This is a genomic window from Klebsiella sp. CN_Kp106, assembly GCF_040064575.1.
Lineage (GTDB): Bacteria > Pseudomonadota > Gammaproteobacteria > Enterobacterales > Enterobacteriaceae > Klebsiella > Klebsiella michiganensis.
On record NZ_JBEAIG010000071.1, the window covers coordinates 1 to 13,486 of the forward strand.

The 13,486-nt window shown below is 59.5% G+C and carries 10 protein-coding genes and 1 pseudogene; 1 reads left to right on the top strand and 10 read right to left on the bottom strand.

Going from position 1 to position 13,486, the window contains the following annotated elements:
• Positions 1-206: 206 nt before the first annotated feature.
• The 3 genes from ABLU96_RS26640 to ABLU96_RS26650 all read right to left on the bottom strand — a co-directional run bounded on the left by ABLU96_RS26640 (position 207) and on the right by ABLU96_RS26650 (position 3,227).
• Positions 207-1,007, bottom strand: a complete 801-nt coding sequence (locus tag ABLU96_RS26640; protein WP_025106162.1) for a PhnD/SsuA/transferrin family substrate-binding protein — start codon at positions 1,005-1,007, stop codon at positions 207-209.
• Positions 1,000-1,983, bottom strand: coding sequence for a fatty acid desaturase (locus tag ABLU96_RS26645; RefSeq protein ID WP_014229788.1), 984 nt, complete (start codon positions 1,981-1,983; stop codon positions 1,000-1,002). The genes ABLU96_RS26640 and ABLU96_RS26645 overlap by 8 nt, the downstream gene beginning before the upstream one ends.
• Positions 1,984-2,087: 104 nt before the next feature.
• Positions 2,088-3,227, bottom strand: coding sequence for an MFS transporter (locus ABLU96_RS26650; protein ID WP_025106161.1), 1,140 nt, complete (start codon positions 3,225-3,227; stop codon positions 2,088-2,090).
• 94 nt (positions 3,228-3,321) lie between these two features.
• Between ABLU96_RS26650 and ABLU96_RS26655 the strand changes: the two genes are divergently transcribed.
• The gene (locus tag ABLU96_RS26655) at positions 3,322-4,089 is read left to right on the top strand and encodes a helix-turn-helix transcriptional regulator (protein WP_025106160.1); all 768 of its coding nucleotides are present in this window, start codon (positions 3,322-3,324) and stop codon (positions 4,087-4,089) included.
• Here ABLU96_RS26655 and ABLU96_RS26660 read toward each other — a convergent pair.
• The 7 genes and pseudogenes from ABLU96_RS26660 to ABLU96_RS26690 form a co-directional block, all read right to left on the bottom strand.
• Positions 4,074-4,826 (bottom strand): proteasome-type protease, encoded by a 753-nt coding sequence (locus ABLU96_RS26660; protein ID WP_025106159.1) that lies wholly within the window; start codon positions 4,824-4,826, stop codon positions 4,074-4,076. The two genes, ABLU96_RS26655 and ABLU96_RS26660, sit on opposite strands and share 16 nt — an antisense overlap.
• 18 nt (positions 4,827-4,844) lie before the next feature.
• Positions 4,845-5,660, bottom strand: a complete 816-nt coding sequence (locus ABLU96_RS26665) for a transglutaminase family protein (protein WP_064405606.1) — start codon at positions 5,658-5,660, stop codon at positions 4,845-4,847.
• Positions 5,657-6,586 carry an alpha-E domain-containing protein gene (locus ABLU96_RS26670; protein ID WP_004103215.1) on the bottom strand — a complete coding sequence of 310 codons (930 nt, stop codon included), beginning with the start codon at positions 6,584-6,586 and terminating at the stop codon, positions 5,657-5,659. Before ABLU96_RS26670 ends, ABLU96_RS26665 begins: the two co-directional genes overlap by 4 nt.
• The gene (locus tag ABLU96_RS26675; RefSeq protein ID WP_014229793.1) at positions 6,580-8,019 is read right to left on the bottom strand and encodes a circularly permuted type 2 ATP-grasp protein; all 1,440 of its coding nucleotides are present in this window, start codon (positions 8,017-8,019) and stop codon (positions 6,580-6,582) included. The genes ABLU96_RS26670 and ABLU96_RS26675 overlap by 7 nt, the downstream gene beginning before the upstream one ends.
• Before the next feature lie 207 nt (positions 8,020-8,226).
• Positions 8,227-9,117 (bottom strand): alpha/beta hydrolase, encoded by an 891-nt coding sequence (locus ABLU96_RS26680; RefSeq protein WP_064405610.1) that lies wholly within the window; start codon positions 9,115-9,117, stop codon positions 8,227-8,229.
• A 21-nt stretch (positions 9,118-9,138) separates the two neighbouring features.
• Positions 9,139-11,919, bottom strand: a pseudogene (locus ABLU96_RS26685) (glycoside hydrolase family 3 N-terminal domain-containing protein).
• Positions 11,920-12,002: 83 nt separating this feature from the next.
• Positions 12,003-13,394, bottom strand: a complete 1,392-nt coding sequence (locus ABLU96_RS26690; RefSeq protein WP_025106156.1) for a carbohydrate porin — start codon at positions 13,392-13,394, stop codon at positions 12,003-12,005.
• Positions 13,395-13,486: the final 92 nt, after the last annotated feature.

The window sequence follows — 13,486 nt, forward strand, 5'->3', positions numbered from 1 at the left end:
TAGCCGGGCTACAGGTTCACAACCGTCTGCGGATCGGTAGCCCGGACAGGCGCAACGCGCCGCCTCCGGGAAAGGTGCGCTGCCGGATGCTTTGCTGCGGTTTTCTTCCCGGTGGCGCTGCGCTTAGCCGGGCTACGGGTTCACAACCGCCTGCGGGCCGGTAGCCCGGGCAAGGCGCTTGCGCCGCGGCCCGGGGAAATTGCCGCCTACAGCCGCACAACGCCCCTGGCCGCCGCCTCATCACGCCACGCCAGCAGCGGCTGATAGTCCGCGCGCCGCATATCGCTGTAGCCGCAGATAAATAGCGCTTCGCAAAGCGGCCGGTAGCGTTCATCGCTCACCAGCTGCTGCAATGCCTCTCTCAGCAGCCCCAGCGTCGCCGCGGACGTCGTCGCCGACGTAATCAGCGGCAGACCCGGGGCGAGCGGGCTGCGCGCAATCACCGCCAGCCCCGCCAGCGCCTCCGGCTGATGACGCTGCAGCAGCGCCCAGGTCACGCAATCAATAGCGGCAATATCCGCCGTCCCCTGCTGAAGTTCACGCAGCGACTGGCGATGGCTGCCGCTAAACGCGACCGCCGAGAAGAAACGCCCATCGCGCAACAGCGGCGCGACCATTTTTAACAGCACGTTATAGCCGGACTGGGAATCCGGCGAATTGCACGCTACCCGGCGCCCGCGAAAATCCGCCAGCGTCTGACCACCGTCCGCCTCACGTACCGCCAGCAGGCTGCGGTAATTCCGCCCTTCGCATCCGGGCGCCGAATAGTGGAAACAGCCGACCGTTTGCACTGCCGGCAGCCGCGTCATCAGCGGATAACCGCAGGTCTGGCTCAACAGCAGCGCCGGATGGCGCCAGTGCGTCAGCAGATCCTCAGGTACCTGATACGACAGCGTATCCTCCTCCACCACGCCGCGGGCCGCCAGCAGCTGCCACACCGCCCGCCAGAGCGCCTGAGTATCCTCGTCATTCACCGCGTACATCGGAAACGCCAGCCTTTCACTCATGCTCTTCATCCGCCTTACCCTGCTGGTTGAACCCGGGATGGGCATTCACCGCCACCGGCCTGGCAAAAAAATGCCGCAGCCATTCACCGTAGCCGCGCACCACAAACCCGGCGTTGCGCCGCTGATACTCCGCCTGATTATGCAGATAGATTTTTCGCAGCCCGTACCACGGTACCCCCGGCAAATCGTGATGCACTGAATGGTAGTTGAGATTGAGGAACAGCACCCGCCAGACCAGCCCCGCCTCGTTAATCACCGAACGGGCCAGCGGATCGTCCGCGGCGCGGTGTTCAAGGAAAGAGCGCACTTTGGTCAACGCCAGCGCCGGGTAGCTGATAGCCAGCACGAAGTAAAGCGGCGAAAAGCCGAGGTGATTCATCCACGCGAACAGCGCCGCCAGCAGCAGGCCGTGAACCAGCCACATCGCTATTGTGTTCACCCGCCGGTGTCGAAATGCCGCCAGCGCGCTGCCGAGCGTCTGGGCAATATCCAGCAGCGGCGCCACCAGCAGCCTGCCGATAAACGTATTGCGCAGATGAATAAGGCTACGCTGCCAGGGGGCAAAACGCTGCCAGCTCTGCGGCGTAAAATAGTAGGATTCCGGATCGTCAACCGGCTGCGTCAGCAAATGATGATGATGGTGCGCCAGGTGCGAGTCGCGGTACAGCCCGTAGGGATACCAGACCGCCAGCGGCAGGGTCCCCAGCAGCTGGTTAAACCATGGTCGCGACGTGGGGTGACCGTGAATAAGCTCATGCTGCAATGACATATACCAGGCGGTGAACCAGATGAGCAGCAGCGTGGCGGGGAAAATGCCCAGCTCGCGCCACCAGGCCAGCGAGGCAAACCAGCCGCCGTAGACGGCAACGATCAGTAGCCAGGTGGGCAGCTCGCTGCGCCACAGCCAGCTACGGGAAAACTGATGAATCCGCTCGCGCTGCTGCGGATGCAGATAGACCGACCTGCTTTTTGCCATTCCTGCCACTGCCTTTTCGCGTTATCGTTTGATCCTCCGAAGATGTGAGATAACGCGTTAAATAACAAAGAATTTAAATCGCTTAGCTTTGCCAGAAAATCACCTTAGCCCTCGTTGAGCACGATGATATATCGCCACCCGGCGAGCATGCTCACGCCCGCGCACGCCAGCAGCGACGCCCCCAGCGATTGCCCCCACCCGGCCGCCAGCAGACCGGCGCCAATCAGGACATAATAAAACAGGCCGAAAAAGGCGCCGGCGGTGCCCCGACAGTCGCCGTAGGCGCTCAGCGCCGACCCCAGCACCAGCGGGATCGCCATGGCCCAGGCAAGGGTGACCAGCGCAACCGGCGCCACAAACCAGATTGATTCCCGCAGCACGTACACCGCGACGCCGCCGGCTAAGTGCAGAATGCAGGCGATGGCGAGAATCCGCCCCAGCGAGACATTCCGACGCAGCAGCCGGTGGTTAAGCAGCGCGCCGAGCAGCGAACCCGCGGCAAGCGCCATGCCGCTGTAGCCAAACGTCAGGGCATCAAGATCGAATCGGGCGAACAGAAACGGGGCCAGGCTGTAGTAGCTGAACAGGCTGACGTTAAATGCCGCCACCAGGATTGCCGCCAGGGCGATACGCGTATCGCCCACCATCCGCCGCAGCACGTGAAGAAACGGCCCTCTCCTGAGGTTTTGCGGACGCGTTTCCGGCATCAATGCCAGGCAGCCCAGCAGAAGCGCGGCGGCCAAAAGCGCCAGCGCGCTGAATACGCCGCGCATCCCCCAGAGGGCGGTCAACCCGCCGCCGATATAGACCCCGACGGCCGGGCTCACCGCCAGCGCCAGGCCGATAAACGAAAAAATTCCCGCCAGCTGCCGCCCGCGATAGCAGTCCCGCAGGACCGTCTGCGTCACCACTGAACCGGTTGCCGCGCCAGCGGCCGTGACGATCCGTGCCGCCAGCAGCAGCGAAAAATCCGTCGCCCACAGCGCCATCAGGCACCCCAATGCGTAAACCCCTAACCCCGCCAGCAGGGCCGGACGCCGGCCGTAGCGATCGCTGAATCCGCCCCACAGCAAAACGCCGACGGCAAAACCGATAAAGTACACGGAAAGGGTTAGCGCCGCCTGCGGCGCGCTCACGGAAAAACGGGCGCTGATATCGGTCAGCGCCGGGCTATAAATCGTTTCCGCTATTTGCGGAAACATCAGTAGCGCGGTCACCAGCACCAGCGCGGCACGTCCCAACATATCCACCTCCTGATTAACAAGAGGCGCTATTGTAGGGAAGCCGTTTATCGAACATTATAAACATAATGACTTTAAATATCGGAAATCAGACATTATGGCCTGGCTTGACGCTGACGCGGCATTCGATCCGGATGCGTTGAAAAGTAGCCTGATTGGCGTGCAGTCGGCGCTCGGTAACCACGACTCCGGCAGCCACCGGCATAAGATGGCGCAGATCCTGTTTACCCGTCAGGGATGCGTGCGTTTAACGCTCGACGATGGCGCCCTGCTGTGCCTGCTGCCGCCGGGGCGCGCGGCGTGGATCCCCGCTGAAGTCAGCCATCGCGCGGAGATGAAAAACATTGTCGACTATCGTTCCGTCTGGTTTCAGCCGCAGCGTTACCCTCAGTTGCCAACGCAGTCGGCGATACTCAACGTGGTACCGCTGCTGCGCGAACTATTAGAGCGCATCAGCGCCAGCCCCTGGGATACCGACTGGGAGGCCGAGCCGGCACGGCATCTCGCCGCCCTGTGCCAGGCGGAAATTCGCGCCGCCGCGCGGGAGCCGATGATGCTCGCGCTGCCGCAGGATAAACGGCTGGCGATGGTTTGCGGCGACGCGCTGCCGCCGCCGCTTGGGACGCTCGCTGCCCGCTGCGGCGCCAGCGAAAAAACCATCAGCCGACTGTTTCGCCGCGATACCGGGATGTCCTACCAGCAGTGGCGTCAACAGTGGCGATTAATGAAAGCGGTCGAGATGTTGGCAACCGGGGAGCGGATTACCGATACGGCGCAGGCGCTCGACTTCGCCAGCGATAGCGCCTTTATCTACTTCTTCCGCACCATGACCGGCATGACGCCGGGGCGTTATTTTTCCGCCTGATGGTGGCCGCCCGGCGTGAACGGCGGCAGCTTCAGAAAGGTGCTCTGCAGCCCTTCGGACCACGCTTTGCGAATGGTATTGAAATAGGGATCGTTTTCGGTGATCCGATGCTGTTCGGCGCTGCTCAGGCTACCGCTGCGGTACAGCAGGGTGTCCAGCGGCAGGCCCACCGAAAGATTGCTGCGCAGGGTGGAGTCGATCGAAATCAGCGCGCAGCACATCGCCTGCTCCAGGGGAGTATCGATGGTCAGAACCCGGTCGATAATCGGCTTGCCGTATTTGCTCTCGCCAATCTGGAAATAGGGCGTGTCGCGCGTGGCTTCAATAAAGTTGCCTTCCGGATAGATATGAAACAGCCGGTGCGTTTCGCCGGCGATCTGCCCGCCGAGCAGCAGGTTGCAGTTGAAGTTGGTATTGCCGCAGTTCTGCTGATTGCTGCTGTCGCGCTGAATCACCTCCTGTAAGGTTTTACCGATCAGCATCGCCGCGTCGTATAGCGAGGTCACCTGCATCAGGTTAGGCTCCTGCTGGGTGCGAATGCGGGCGCTGAGCAGGCTAATCACGCTCTGAGTGGTGGCCAGGTTGCCCGCCGACTGCAGGACCATGACCCGTTCGCCATCCTGATGGAAAACGTGCAGTTTTTTAAACGTTGCAATATGGTCCACTCCCGCGTTGGTGCGGGAGTCTGAGGCAAATACCAGTCCATCTGACAAACACATGGCCACACAGTAGGTCATCGTTTTTTGTTCCTGCCGTTATTGCTGCTGCGCCTGCTGCGAATGCTCGCGCACTTCAGCGTTAGTTAACATGATTTCCCCCCCGCCGCCGAGGCGGGTGCCGCGTACCGGGCACGCATCAAGATAGTCCAGCCCGGTCGCCAGCCGCAAATGTTGATTCAGGCTGCGCGTGTTATTGGTGATATCAAACGACTGCCAGCGCTCGTTGAGCCACACTTCGGCCCAGGCGTGCATGGCGACGTGCTCGGCGTTATCGCTGTAAACGTAGCCGCTGACGTAGCGCGCCGGGATCTCCAGCGCCCGGCAGCAGGCGAGAAACACGTGGGTGTGATCCTGGCAAACCCCTTTCGCGCGCGCAAAGGCATCGGCGGCGGAGTCCTGCACCTGGGTGGCGCCCGGCGAATAGGGCATTCTCAGCAGCAGCTCGGCCATTAACCGGTTCAGGCTCTCCTCCTGCGCCTCCGGCTGATACCAGCGCTGAGCGAATTCGCGGATCGGGCCGTCAGCGCGGGTGAGCGGCGTACAGCGCAAGAAAACCAGCGGCGACAGCAGCTCCTGCGGCTCCGCGCAGATGTCGTCCCCCTCTTCGGCGATATCGACGATCCCGCTGGCGCGGATGGTAATCTCTTTATGCGGATTATCCAGCGTCAGCACGTGCAGCACGTTGCCCCAGGCGTCGGTGGTGGCGACGGCGGAACCGTCCGGCAGGGTTAACGTCCAGGCGGTGATCTTCTGCCGACCGCTGCTGCGCGGCGTCAGGCGCAGATACTGGGTCGAAAACTTTACTTCTTCATCGTAGCCGTAGCGGGTCAGGTGATCGATAACCAGTTTCATAACGCCTCCAGATAGGTTTGTCTGATGCTGTCGGAAAGCGCGTTAATCCGCGCCAGCAGTGCATTAAGGGTGACCTGTAAATCGGCCTGCGCCAGATCGTCGCGGGTGCTGAAACGCAGGTCGACGTTGAGCTGGTGCGCCAGCCGCAGCGGCAAGTGCGAGCGGTCGTTGGCAATCTGTTCCAGCTGCCCGACGAGGTCGGAAATACTCGCTCTCAGCGATCTCGGCACATCGTTGCGCAGGATCAGCAGCTCCATCACCGTTTCGCGGCTGACCGGCTGGCGGTAAATGCTGTTGTAGGCCTCGCGGGCGCTGACCGCATTAAGTAGCGTATCCAGCCGGTAGTACTCGCGTACCGGATCGGGATCGCTGTTCAGCTGCTGATCCTTAATCAACAGCAGCTGCGCGGTGGCGGATGCCCGCTCGATCAGCGTCCCGATCCCGATAAAGCTCAGGGCGTCGTTACGCAGCAGCGTGCCGAGGATCGCCCCGCGAAACAGATGTACCCGCTCTTTTACCCACTCAAAGAAAGCGTCGTTGCCCAGCTCGCCGATCCCCTGCTGGCGCAGCTTTCGCAGCTCAATGCGCGTGGCGTTGATGCTTTCCCACACCTCCGCCGACAGGCTGCCGCGCACCGCATGGGCGTTGTTCCACGCCATCTCGACGCAGCTGAAAATGCTGTACGGGTTGTTGCCGTCGAGCGCGAAAAAATTAAGCAGGTTGCTCATAGTGAAACGCGCGTGCCGCGCCTGAAACAGCTCATGGGTCAGCGACAGATTCAGCGGCAGGGCTAAATCCCGCGACTGCTGGCTGTGACGGGGGATCATCGACAGCTTCCAGGTCACGTCCAGCACCCGGGCATAGCTTTCTGCGCGCTCAAGGTAGCGCGCCATCCAGAAGAGTTCACTCGCTGTGCGGCTTAACATGATTCATCATCCTCCATCACCCAGGTATCCTTGGTGCCGCCGCCCTGCGACGAGTTCACCACCAGCGAACCTTCGGTTAGCGCCACCCGCGTCAGCCCGCCGGGAACCAGGCGGATCTCCTGGCCGGAAAGGACGAAGGGACGTAAATCGATATGGCGCGGCGCCAGCCCCTCATCGACAAAGGTTGGGCAGGTCGACAGCGCCAGGGTGTCCTGGGCGATATAGTTGGCCGGATTCGCCAGCAGGCGCTGGCGAAACGCGTCGCGCTCCTCTTTGGTCGAGCGCGGGCCAACCAGCATGCCGTAGCCGCCCGCGCCGTGAACCTCTTTCACGACCATCAGTTCAAGATTGCTCAGCACGTAGCTGAGATCTTCCGCCTTACGGCACTGCCAGGTGGGAATATTGCTCAGGATCGGCTGCTCGCCCAGATAGAAGCGGATCATCTCCGGTACGAAGGGGTAGATCGATTTATCGTCGGCGACGCCGGTACCGATAGCGTTGGCCAGCACCACGCCCCCGGCGCGATACACCGACAGCAGCCCCGGAACGCCTAGCATGGAGTCGGCGCGGAAGGCCAGCGGGTCAAGGTATGCGTCGTCGATACGCCGGTAAATGACGTCCACGCGCCGCGGTCCTTCGGTGGTGCGCATGTACACCGCCCCGGTTTTAATAAACAGATCCGCGCTTTCCACCAGCTCAACGCCCATCTGCTGGGCCAAAAAGCTGTGTTCAAAATAGGCGCTGTTAAACCGCCCCGGGGTCATCACCACCACGCACGGATCGTCCACCGGCGAGCTTTCGCGCAGCGTTTGCAGCAGATAGCTGGGGTAGCGTTCTACCGGCGCAATATGGTGCTGTTCGAACATTTCGGGATACAGCCGCATCATCATTTTGCGGTTTTCCAGCATGTAGGAGACGCCGGAGGGGGTGCGCAGATTATCCTCCAGCACGTAATACTGGCCGTCGCTGTTGCGCACCATATCGACTCCGGTGATATGGGCGTAGGTGTTATTGGGTAAATTTATCCCCTGCATACAGGGTTGATACTGTTCGTTCGCCAGCACCTGTTCGGCCGGGATCAGCCCCGCGCGAAGGATATTTTGATCGTGGTAGATATCGTAAAGAAAAGCGTTGAGCGCTTTCACCCGCTGGCGGATGCCGCGGTCAATCCGCTGCCACTCGCCGGCAGGAATAATACGCGGCACGCTGTCGAAAGGGATCAGTCGTTCGGTGCCCTCATCCTCGCCGTAGACGTTAAAGGTGATGCCGATGCGGTGAAAGAGCAGCTCCGCCTGCTCTTTCTTCTGCCGGATAGAGAATTGATCGGTACTGCGAAACCATTGCCACCAGGCGTTATAGTGCTGACGCTGCTCTCCCTGTGCGGTAAGCATCTCATCATAATAATGCCCGTCAGGAAGCGTTATTTTTATCATGGCCGTCTCCTCCGGTTGTACTCACTTTGAGGTAATCCCGGTAAGAGATAAGCATTAATTATGCCAGGTAACGCAGCGCGGCGGCGCGGCGTTACGCTGTTATGCCATGACGCTGAATTGAATAAAAAACAATCAGACGCTTTGCTTATTTATGGCCTGTTTTTCGCTTAAAGCGCACCAATTTGGGGCAAGTCGATTCACGCGATACTAACGCGCCGCCAGCCACGCTGCGTAGCGCTCGGGCCACTCGACGCTGGGCGTACCGGCCCGGCCCAGCGCAAAACCGTGACCGCCGCTGGCGTAACGATACAGGGTGACCGGGACCTGATGCTGACGGCAGGCGGCGGCCATTATCAACGTATTGTGCGGATCGGAGACATTATCGTCCTCCGCCTGAACCAGAAAACAGGGCGGCGTCCGCCCGCTGACCCAGGTTTGTACCGACCAGGCGCGATCCACCTCCTCCGCGGCGTGAGGCCCGGCGAGGAGCCGATGGGTGGCGGTATGGGTGTACGGAGGTTCGAGAGAAATCACCGGATAAATCAGCGCGGCGCCGTCGGCCCGGGGCGGGGTGTCGTCCACGCCGTCGATCGGCGAGTAAGAGGCAAAATCAGCGCGACAGGCAGCCATTCCCGACAAATGTCCGCCGGCGGAAAACCCCAGAAGGCTGACTTTGGCTTCCCGCTGACGAATCAGGCGCAGCGCCCGCTGAGCGTCCTGCAGCGGAGCAAGGCCGCCCGCTTGCCACCCCTCCCCGGGAAGACGATAGGTCAGCACGTACGCGGTATAGCCGCGCATCGTTAGCCAGCGCGCAGCGGGCCAGGCCTCCTTCGCCATTTCAATGCGTCGATAGCCGCCGCCGGCAGCAATTAATACGCCGTGACCGCGTGGCGCTGCGGGACGCCATACCGTCAGTTCAGGCTGGGCGATATGGCTTAGCGCGCCGCGTGCCGATAAGCGAACGGGGCCGTCCGGTCCGCCGCCGCCGGGAGGCACGCCGGGCCACAGGCGGATCGTTTGCTGGCTTTCAGCGGCGCGAAGACGACCGTCCGCCAGCAGCGCGGCGGCGCTTAAAAACAAAAAATGGCGTCGGTTCATCGGCGGCTCCTGAGACGGAAATTAGTCATTAACGAGCTTGAGTTCCAGCCAGTCCACCACCAGACCCGGCTTGATAAAATCAAAGCCTACACGATATTTCCCCGACTGTAGCTCAATCCGACACAGCTTCTGCACAATCTCACGACCGAGCGTACCGTTGGTCTGGATCGTCGCCACAAATTGTTCATTAAGCAGCAGGTTGCAGGCGGTTTGTGCGAGCGGCGCACCGTTAGCGTGAACGCTCACCAGCACGTCATAAACCGCTGTTCGCTCAACGCTCAGCACCAGCTCCTCGTCGTAGCGCAGCCGCGACTGCTCGGCGATTTTAATTGCGCCAGGACAGGCCCCATCGCACGCAGGATCCGCCGCCAGGCGAATAATCCCCGCCCGCGGCATCTCCCCGCGCTTAAAGACCTGCGTCTGCAGCATAAAGTCGAGGATGTTTATCGCGCAGCGCTGAAGCTCACCGAGCGTTAGCTCGCCTGTCGCCAGCGCCGCCAGGGTATTATCTCCCCCCGCATTAACTTCCGCGCCGTTATTATTGACCACCATATAAAGGTCGTTCTGCGCGCGGATCATCGCCGCGGTGTTGTGAGTGCTCGCCGCGCCGCCATCGATGGGATCGTTCATCGTTGCCCACCAGTCGGTCATCACGATCCCGCGAAAGCCCCACTCCTCGCGCAGTACGGTGGTGGTGAGATCGTAGTTGGATGCGGCATGGTGGCCGTTGACCGGGTTATAAGCGGTCATTACCGCATTTGCGCCGCCGGATTTCACCGCATACTCAAAACCTTTGAGATAGATTTCACGCAGCGCGCGCTCTGACACCACCGAATCCGCTTTGGCTCTGGCGAACTCCTGATTGTTGCAGGCAAAGTGCTTGAGGGTGGCAATCCCGCCGCCGCTGCGAATGCCGCGAACCACCGCCGCCGCCATCATCCCGGTGAGCAGCGGATCTTCGGAAAAGTACTCAAAATTACGCCCGTTCAGCGGATGGCGCTGGATGTTCATCCCCGGCCCTAAAAGCAGGTCGATACCGTTGCGCAGCAGCTCTTTGCCTTCCATCACGTATAAGCGTTCCACGAGGATCGGGTCCCAGCTGGAGGCCAATAATGTACCGCTGGGAAGCAAAGTGGCCTTCGCGCCGTTATCCATGCGAATCCCGGATGGGCCGTCGGCGGTCGATGCCAGAGGAATACCTTTTTCCAGCAGGCTGTCGGCTACGCCGCCAAAAGCCGACGCGACGCCGGGCGTCACTTTGTGGCTACACATGCCTTCTCCGCGCACCAGGCAGGCCAGCTCCTCAACAGACAGCTGAGCAACAAAGGCATTCATCGTGGTACGCCCTTCAGCCACGTCGTTGAGGGTCAGTCCCTGGTTGCCGGTAAGGGTGATAGCCTCTGGCAAACGCTCCTCAATGCGCGCGCGCAGATTAATCTCCCGCCGCGGCACGTCCTCCCACTCGATCTGATAGCGCCCATCATCGCCGTCCGCGACCGGTTTTATACGTACGAAAGGCACCGTCGGCGCCAGCACCTGCTGATGGCAGGAGAGGATTCGCAGCGTTTTCTGCGCGTACCCCGCCTCGCCGTCAACCGGCAGCGGCTGTAGATCGCGCACGCTGTTACCAAGCAGCAAGCGATAAAGCCCTGGCTCCATTACATAACAGTGTGGATGCCCGGTCGCCCCGCTATCGTCCAGAGAAGCAAAGCGTTACAGCGGAATTGATAACGTTAAGGTCTCGCTTTCCCCCGGTTGCAGCAGGCGAGTTTTGGCAAAAGCCACCAGCGCTTTGGCCGGTTTGCCGAGCGCCCCCTGCGGCGCCTGGAGGTAGATTTGCACCACTTCTTTTCCCGCGAAGCGCTCCCCGCGATTGGTCACGGTGACGGTCGCCTTGATCAGGTCGCCAAAGGTCTCCGCCCGCGCCGATTGCAGGGTGAAAGAGGTGTATGAGAGACCAAAGCCAAAGGGGAACTGCAGGCTCTGCGCAGAGAAGGTTTCGAAATAGCGATAGCCAACGTAGATATCTTCCTGGTAGAGATTTTTTTCTTCCGCACCCCAGCAGGGGGATGCCGGATGATCGTCCAGCGATATCACAATGCTGCCAACCAGCTTACCTGAAGGGGTCACATCACCGTATAGCAACGAGGCTGCGGCCTGTGCGCCGTGCGCGCCACCGTGCCAGACATACAGAAGCGCGCGAATGCGTTGACGCAGCAGCGGATCGTCAGCCCATGAGAGATCGATAAGCCCGGCGGTATTCAACACGACTGCCACTTCATCAAACTCTCGGCATACCTGGTGTAGCATGTGCTTCTCATCGGCCGTGAGCCGGTACCCGCCTTCAACATCGGCATTATCCTGATCTTCGCCCGCCGTACGACCAAGGACAATAACCGCCTGGGTCGAGACGGCGCGGGCCTGACGAATCTGCTCATCGCCCAGCGGCATCTCCTGCTGATACCAGGGTTCCGCTGCCCAGCCCCCTCCACCGTTGTCGAAGGGGTGTTGTTCAATCCAGCTTTCGTAAAGCGCGGCCAGTTGCTCATTGAGCCTGCCCCCGCTTCGCTCCCGCATTGCCTGCAACAAAGTTGTACGACTCACCACGTTAACAGCCCCACCGGAACCGGTACCGCTGCGATAGTAGTCAATCTGCGTACGGCCAAATAACGAAACTGGCTGCTGAGGATTAAGTGGGAGCATTCCGCGATCGTTTCTCAGCAATACCGCGCCTTCGGCGGCAGCGGCAGTGGCAAATTCGGCAAACCCTTCCAGCGGAGTGCCCGCTTTACTGTCAAACATGGTGTAGTCCTGTTAACTCGAGCCTCCGCAGGAGGCGTAATGGCATAATGAACAGAGCCCGCACAATGCGGGCTCTGCTTTGATCAGAAGAAATATTTGAAACGTAGACGGCCGCCGTAGCGGGAGTCTTCATGTTTGTCGCCATCCGTTGGTTTCGCTTCAATCCACGAGGCGTAAGCGCCAAGGTAGATGTTGAAGTTCTTCATATCCATGACATTGGGGAACAGGTACGATGCGTGAATGGTGTGGATATCGTAGTCACCCACGTTGGAGATCCAGCAGCCATCGTCGCAGGTAGAGACATAATTAGCCGAGTTAAACTTGTCGATTTTGTTGTGGGCGTAGATGTAACCCAGTTCAAAACGATGCCAGAGGGAGTTAATAGCTGCGGTGAAATCCTTCTCATCGGAGGCATCCATATAGGCCACGTTCAGGTTAGTGGTGACCCCATCTTCCGGATCGGTTTTTTGTCCATTCCATGACATCGTCAAGCCATAGCCGGTACGGTCCGACTGGTCGACCCAACTGCCGCGATTGTCGTAATAACCGTAAGCATTCTTCACGACGTTCTTTTCCATCGCTACTGCGGTAGAGAAGCGACCGCTATTCCACGCAATCACCGGACGTAAATAGGCGACGTTTTTCTCATTTTCCAGGGTATTGCCGTGATAGCTGGAGTCCTGGAACAGCGTACTGCCGTTTTCCACCAGGTTATTAAGTTCGAAATACCAGTTATCTATCGTTTTACTGAGCAGGAAGTTGCCGCCGCTGCTGCTACGGCCGCGGCCCTCTTTCATCATGTAAATATAGCCGTAGCCATCGCTATAGAGGTCGTTAGCCGTATTGCCGGAATATTCGATAAACGTATCCTGATTCAGCGGGAACATATCGTAGGCCTCGAAACGACCAACTTTCACCTTCCAGTCATCTTCCCTGCCAAAGAAGAATACCGCATCGTCAAGGTTCATTTTACCGGTCATATCAGCCAGCGGCTGGGCGGAGAAACCGGCAAAATTGCCGTTATCCATTTTGCGCATACCATCGAAGCCCAGCAGAATACGGCCGTTAATATCCCAACGTTCTTTAGTACCCGGCGCCCAGTTTTTATTCGAAGAGGTTTTTACCGACGTCAGGCTACCGCTACCGCTGGCACCATCCATATTGAATTCCACATCACCATAAAACTTCAGGTCGCCATAGCCAGAGAGCGTAAGTTTCGTAGGAGTCGCGCCGGGAGCGACCGGCTCAGCGGCATCGACTTTCACCGCCGGCGCGGTTTTTGCTGGCGTTGTTTGCTGTTGTTTAAGCGTTTGTATCTGCGCTTCAGCGTCCGCGGCGCGCTGTTCAGCGTTAATTAATCTTTGCTCCAGTTGCGCAAGGCGCTGGTCAATATCGGCAGAGGTATTATTTTTTGCTGCTATCACATTAGAGGACATAATGGCGCCAATAGCCAAAGCCATATATTTTATTTTCATTTGAATATCCCTAAATTAATTATTGTTTATTTCATTCAGGATACACCTGTGGCTATGTGAAGATGAATTCACAACGCCACAAGTGTTATTCT